Raw genomic sequence first — 6,497 nt, 5'->3', positions numbered from 1 at the left:
CGCTCCCTGCGAGGGTAGGCCGTCGCCATGCATATGAATCGTCAATCTGCGGATTGACGATTTTTTTGTACCGTTATTCAGGTTTGCGCCTAGCCTTACCTTTACCCTAAACAGCTTATTTAAGTTAAGAACCCGCAGGCGGGACAGTGTGTAGACCCTGGTTCTAGAATTATTCATTTAGGATGAATTTACTTGTAAGGGACATTACATAAACTTCCTTGCTTTATTATTTGGTCGGAATGGAGAGTACGAACAGTTGTTGGTGGTTTGATAGCACCCGGATTTTTCACCACCTTGAGGCTCTTGTGGACAGATGTCATCACGTCGCTTAAAAAGAGCACGCACACACACCTGATCACGGACCTTAGCCGTCTTCAAACCCGCGATGGACCCACGTTTTGATTTAGAAAGGTACTTGAAGCAAACGGGCAAGTTCGCTATACTAGCAGTTGTGCCAATTAGTCTTGCCGGATTAGCTCAGTTGGTAGAGCATCGGTATCGTAAACCGAGGGTCAGGTGTTCGAGTCACCTATCCGGCATCGAAGTTAGCCTCATTACAACCACATTTAGATATGGTTTTATTAGCAAAATAGTCTCAGGAATCAGCATTTGATTTCTGAGACTATTTTTAGATGGCGGTAATTTGCGGTAATTTTATGAATTGTGAAAGCGTATTCTAAGACATCTGAACAGGCGCCACTTATAATGAAATTATAGATGTTTTAGATAGTTGAACGAGTCATATCAATAAAATTTAGTGGAGGAACTAACTATGACTGAAGTTGTTGTTTTAGGTGCCGGTTATGCTGGTCTTCGTGCGATACGCGAGCTGCACGGGACGCCTAATGTACATTTAACATTGATTAATCGCGATCCATATCATTATGAAGCGACCGCATTGCATACCGTGGCGATTGGGACTAATGAGCCAGACCACATTACCTTTGATATCAAACAAGCGTTACCTGAAGATGTCACATTCACGGTAGCCACCGTAACTAATATTGATGTGGAAGCCAAAACAATTACATTAGCAGATCAAAGTCAGCCGCTTACTTATGACTATTTAATCACCGCACTTGGCTTCGAGTCGGAGGACTTTGGCATTAAAGGGGCTGCTGACTATGCATTGCCCCTAGAGAATATTAAGACAGCAGAAGCCATTCGTCGACACTTAGAAGATCGCTTGGCTGGCTACCAGGAGACGCAAGACGAGAATGACCTGCATATTATCGTTTGTGGCGCCGGGTTTACTAGCGTTGAATTATTGGGCGAATTAGTTCATAGAATGCCTTCATTGATCGAAGAATACCATTTACCAGCCGAACTGATCCAAATCACCTGTTTAGAAGCGGCCCCAAAGGTATTACCAATGTTTGATCAAAAGTTAGTGGATTACGCAGTTCAGTACTTAGCTGACCATGGCGCGGTTATTCACACGTCCACGCCGATTGATGAAGTGACGCCAACTGGCGTAAAGAGTGGTGATACAACATTTAATGCCAACACAATTATATGGACGACGGGTGTGCGTGGGAGCCATGTAATTGCAGATTCAGGCTTTCAGCAAAAACGCAATCGCGTGGCGGTTGATCCAACGCTGACGTTAAAAGACCATCCTGAGGTCTTTATTATCGGTGATGTGAGTGCTGTGCCTGACCCAGCAAGCGGGCGGTTTTACCCAACGACTGGGCAAATTTCTATCGCGCAGGCGACTCATGTAGCAAAAAATTTGCGTGCTCAGCTGGCGGGTAACACGATGACCCCATTTACTTATAAATCACTCGGAACAGTGTGCTCACTAGGACCAAGGGTCGGTATCGCTGAATTGGGTGATCGCGGTAGTGTAAAACTGCGTGGTCGCAAAGTGTCACTCTTGAAGAAGATGGTCAACGATCGCACCATCATGGAAGAATCGGGCGTTGGCAATATGCTCCGCCATTTGAGTTAATCCGAGTTGATAAACACGTCCTGGTTTTCGAATATCGGAACCAGGGCGTTTTTATGTGTCTACAAAACGAGATCTTTCGCTGTGACTTTGTATAAATCTGGGTGAGATAAATTTATATGCGGATGGTTTTTAAAATATTGTTCAATTAATTTAGGCATGCTAATCGGAAGCTCTTTGATAATCTTATTGGCTGAAAACATCGAAAAGCCATCACCGCCCAGTGCTCGGTAGTGATTTAACACGATGTGCAGGCGATCATCAGGATTGACTGGTTGATGATGATAGTGGAGGGCGACTACCCGTTTGCCAATTGGTTTAGTGACATCAAAGATATAATCAATCCCTGCAAACAGATCGTATTGATTAGGCCGACTCGCGGCAACCGGATGTAATTGACCATTGTGCCACTGCCAATAGCTGGCGCATCTTTCTAAAGCGGCATATAAATCAGCACCAGTGATTTCGAGTACCGCCAGTGAATTTGAAAACGGATAGTTAGTTAAGACTTGGCGCATCGTCACGTGTTCCGCAAACCCTTGGCTAGTCGGTGATAAAATGGCGGCACCTGAGATGTCCACTGCTGCGGCGTCTGATTGAACTTGATTAAAAAAATCAATCAATGGATGACCATGAACTTGGGCATCTGTAAGGTCGGTTAGTTTAGCGCCACCTGGCAAATAGCCAAGTTCTTGATTTAACCACGAACGGGTTTCTAATTCAGCCGTTTGAATCGATGGCGGAACTGGATTTAAGGATGGGAGCCGCGTATCCGTGTGAATTAGACTGGCTTTTGCTTGTGTGACAAGATGTTGATCAATGGTTAAATCAAGTCGACCAATACTGGTGCCGTGGCAGCCAACTTGGGTAACTGGAATATTGTTCACTAGGCTGGCGAGTGGTTGATGGTGACTGGTGATCATCGCATTGACGCCAGGCAGCGTCGTTAGGGCGGTGGCTTCATCTGGTTCAGATGACCAAGGATCGTCATTAAAACCGCCATGGTAAGCGATGATAACCGCATCCGCTTGCTTTTGTAACTGAGGTAAATAATTTTTGGCGGTCTGTACTGCTGAAACGAAGGATAGTCCCGTTAGATGCCGGCGTGGTTCCCATTTGGTCACGGCGGTAGTGGTCAATCCAAGGATCGCGACGGTAACGTTATGTTTTCTAAAGATGTGATAAGGCGTGCCAAAATACGGGTCGCCATCCTGATCTAAAATATTGGCACAAAGAACGGGAAATTGGCGTTTGGACATGACTAATTCGAGATAGTCCCGACCATAGTTAAATTCGTGGTTGCCTAGTATGGTGGCATTGTATTTCATGCGGTTCATAATCCGACTCAAATCAGGTGCAACAAATGGATCGAAGCGATGTAAATATTCGGTTAGCGGCGATCCCTGAATAAAGTCACCGTTATCAACAGTTAGAACCATGTCATCATAACCAGCCGTTGCTTTGATTTCTTCAAGATAGGCGGCCACCCGCGTTAGTCCACCGGGGCCAACTTGATTTGGTTCATGATAGTTAATTGGTGCAATATAACCATGAATATCACCGGTTGATAAAATTGTTAAGTTCATAAGCACCTCATGGGCAAGGATTCAAATTGGCATTCTTCAATATGTAAACGGTGCCCTGACACAAACACCATTTTGTCGGAAAATAAAACTAGCAAACGTCATTGAAAGACCGGCTAATTGTAGTCGCGATTCTGGAACGGTCGCATGACCGATTCAGATTGAGCACAAAAGTTGAGCCAAGCTAGCCTTCTTTTGGTTGTGATCGTCTGGACTAACTTTTTTACTAAGGTACCTCCTTTCCAATCCGCAGTTCACGAGGGCATCCCCCCTTTCAATGAATGATCTAGATGACGAGGGTCTTTTGCAGTTGTTAGTATACACGACCAAACATATAGTTCAAGGCGTTAAGCGTTCGTGGTTAGGCCGTATTGAAGTCGATATTAAAGAAATTGTTTTCATATTCATAGCTGATGTGAATATTTCTGATTTTATTTTCAACATCGGCTTGTTATAACAACATTTGTGACATGTTTTTGTTTAAAACAACCGGCAAACTAATCTTTTAAACACCGCCAGTTAATGGTTGAGTTATTACAAATTTGATACGTAAATGTGTAAATTAAATTTTCCAGACAAGTCATGAATCGGCTTGCAAGTCGGTTACGCTTAAAATTATAATTGAGCTATGTAAAGAACGATATTATACGAAAGTTGCTGGGGTCTGGGAGGTTATTTATGAAGAAATTCATCATGCTTGGAGTGAGCGCATTAATGGTGATAGGGTTGGCCGGTTGTGCGTCTAATTCTGGGCAATCAAATGCGTCGACTTCAAGTCAGTCGCAAACGAGTCGATCAGCTAAAAAGGTGAAAGCTACGTCGAGTTCCAGTTCACAATCAGCTAGTTCGGCCAGCGTGTCGACGAGTAGTGCGTTGGCGAGTTCGACGACTAATTCCTCCTCAAGTGCAACCGTGAGTGACAAAACGCCATCTGCAGCTGCCTCAACTGCCACAGTGGCAATTAGTGACCAGACGATGGCACTAAATGCATTAATTGCCCAATATGGCACGAACCAAGGGGATACCGTTTATCAATTTTTAGGTGCATCAACTATTGATGGTCAAACGGCGTATAATTTTGATGGCTTTTCTCAGGCTGCGATGCAACAAGGCCAACGCGGGCAAACCGGTGCCTTTTTTGTATTCGCTGACGGTCATATTGTGAATACGTTTGAAAATCCGAATGCGATCCAATAAATGAATTTGCTAGCCAAAAACGGAGCTGTGACATAACTCCGTTTTGCCAACGAGTACCAACGAAAATAGCGCTGTTTCCCGAACTGTGGGAAGCAGCGCTATTTATGTTGGACGGAATTGGCAGGAGTTTGGCGCGCGTTATCAAGGCAACGTTCGCCTTACATATACTTATGTCCCAAGCCTGTTTTCCTTAACGTTCACTGATTAAAGTCGTCGTGATCACGAATGAGTAGCGCGGCTGCAATTGCACCGCCAATGGTAAAGACCATCGATAAGAGAAGCACGTGTTGCATCCCGAGGTCGAAGGCGTTAATGACCGCCCCATGGACTTCTTTAAAGGCAGGTAATTGCCGTAGCTTAGCAGCTCGATTGCTGGCGAGAACTGCCGGACCAGAAAATGGACCAGCTGCCAGCAAACCATGTTGAATGCCGGTTAGCGCAGCTGGTGGCAGTTTAACATGGGGTAATGCCGTGGTTAGGGACTGATGATAAGCATTGGTCAGTTGAATACCTAGCGTCACCACCCCAAAGCTAATCCCGAACTGGCGAAAGACATTGGCAATGCCGCTGGCCATTCCGACGTGTTCCGGCTTGACACCACCAATGGCAGCTGATGATAGCGGTGGGTTGACGGTGGCATTGCCTAAACCAAGAAAGACGAAACCAAGTGCAAAGTCGACATAGGTGACAGCTGGATTAATGGAGCGGTAAATTAGCCACAGTCCGAGGCTGATTGAGACCAAGCCACTGAAAGCCAGCCAACGATTGGAAAAACGGTTGGTCAGCATGCCGACAATTGGGCCTAGAAAAAGGCTAAAGACGCTGATCGTTAGCTGCCGAATACCGGTTTGCATCGCTGAATAACCAATATAATTTTGCATCAAGACCGTTAAATAAGCGTAGAAGGCGTACAAGCCGGCACCTAAGCCAAAGGAAGCTAAGGCGGAACCCACAAATGAAGGGGACGCAAACATATGCATGTCAATCATCGGATCGCTGAGATGCCGTTCAATCAGCACGAAAGCAATTAATAAAATGAATCCACCAGCCAATAAGCCGACGATGTGTAGGTTGCTCCAGGCCCAGTTAGGATGATTTTCCTTTTGCAATAGGCCTACGATAATGGCAAAAATAGCTAATGTACTTAAAGCTAGCCCAATTAAATCAACGTGCCCGTGACGATTGCCATAAGAGTCGTTAATGAACCATCGGCCCAAAACTAAGGCGATGATGCCAATGGGGACGTTAATGAGAAAAATGGCTCGCCAAGAAAATAACTGAACTAATACACCACCCACTAGTGGACCAATCGCTGTTGCAAGGCCAATCACGGAACTCCAAATGCCTAACGCAATTCCACGTTCTTGACCTGTAAAAGTTGCCGCCACGATGGCCATTGAAAGACTCATCATTGCCGCACCACCGACACCTTGTAGACCACGGGCCAAGTTGAGTTGCAGGCCACTTTGCGATAAAGCTGATGCTAACGAACCCAAAGTAAAGATGACCATCCCTAATTGGAAGAAACGTTTGCGACCGAACAAATCGCCAAGTTTTGCAAAAACGAGTAAGAATACCGCGTACATCATCGTGTAAGCGTTGATAATCCATTGAAGGTTGTCGAATGATTCATTAAAATCTTTTTGTACGGTCGGCAATGCGACGTTAACAACCGTAACGTCTAGCAAGGCCATAAAAATACCTAGACAAATGGCGGCTAGTGCGAGCCAATGTTTAACCGCTGCACTAAAGTGAGCTTGTGTCTTCAT

General features: G+C 45.2%; 4 protein-coding genes and 1 tRNA gene. 3 read left to right on the top strand and 2 right to left on the bottom strand.

Features of this window, described 5'->3' with window-relative positions:
* Positions 1-466: 466 nt before the first annotated feature.
* Both AC27FN_RS09510 and AC27FN_RS09505 read left to right on the top strand, forming a co-directional pair.
* Positions 467-539: transfer RNA gene (locus tag AC27FN_RS09510), tRNA-Thr, on the top strand.
* A gap of 233 nt (positions 540-772) precedes the next feature.
* On the top strand, positions 773-1,951 hold the full coding sequence (locus AC27FN_RS09505; RefSeq protein ID WP_487167743.1) for an NAD(P)/FAD-dependent oxidoreductase: 1,179 nt from the start codon (positions 773-775) through the stop codon (positions 1,949-1,951).
* Positions 1,952-2,010: 59 nt separating this feature from the next.
* On the opposite strand, the gene AC27FN_RS09500 is transcribed toward AC27FN_RS09505, so the two are convergent.
* Positions 2,011-3,534: a bifunctional metallophosphatase/5'-nucleotidase gene (locus AC27FN_RS09500; RefSeq protein WP_487167742.1), complete on the bottom strand. Its 1,524-nt coding sequence runs from the start codon at positions 3,532-3,534 to the stop codon at positions 2,011-2,013.
* A gap of 675 nt (positions 3,535-4,209) precedes the next feature.
* Between AC27FN_RS09500 and AC27FN_RS09495 the strand changes: the two genes are divergently transcribed.
* Positions 4,210-4,728, top strand: a complete 519-nt coding sequence (locus AC27FN_RS09495; RefSeq protein WP_487167741.1) for a hypothetical protein — start codon at positions 4,210-4,212, stop codon at positions 4,726-4,728.
* A gap of 197 nt (positions 4,729-4,925) precedes the next feature.
* Here the strand turns inward: AC27FN_RS09495 and AC27FN_RS09490 are convergent, their stop codons facing one another.
* Positions 4,926-6,497, bottom strand: coding sequence for an MFS transporter (locus tag AC27FN_RS09490; RefSeq protein ID WP_487167740.1), 1,572 nt, complete (start codon positions 6,495-6,497; stop codon positions 4,926-4,928).

The sequence above is a fragment of the Furfurilactobacillus sp. W61-4 genome (assembly GCF_057545565.1).
Note: the sequence above shows the minus strand (reverse complement) of the source record. Positions and strands in the feature narration are given on the sequence as shown.